A 261-nucleotide genomic window follows, 5' to 3' on the forward strand; every position below is an offset into this window, starting at 1 on the left:
CGCTACCTGTGGCGCTGGTGCCGCCGGGCGTGGTGACCTGCAGGTCGACCGCGCCGGCGACGTGGGCCGGCAGGGTCACCTTCAGTTGGGTGTCCGAGACCCGGCTGAACGGCACGGTGACCCCGTTGATCGTCACCTTGGACGGGGCCAGGAAGTTCGTACCGGTGACCACCACGGGGGTGGCGAGGTACGTGTACGCCGAGGTCACGCTGAGTCCGGTCACCGTGGGTGCCGGCGGGGTGATGTAGGTGAACTTGTCGG

Annotated in this window: 1 protein-coding gene; it reads right to left on the reverse strand. The window is 69.0% G+C overall.

Translation table 11 applies throughout. The features are described from left to right. Positions 1-261 (reverse strand): IPT/TIG domain-containing protein (locus HC031_RS32350; protein ID WP_205863521.1); only part of this gene is annotated, 261 nt, incomplete at both ends.

The sequence above is a fragment of the Planosporangium thailandense genome, assembly GCF_011947195.1.
Lineage (GTDB): Bacteria > Actinomycetota > Actinomycetes > Mycobacteriales > Micromonosporaceae > Planosporangium > Planosporangium thailandense.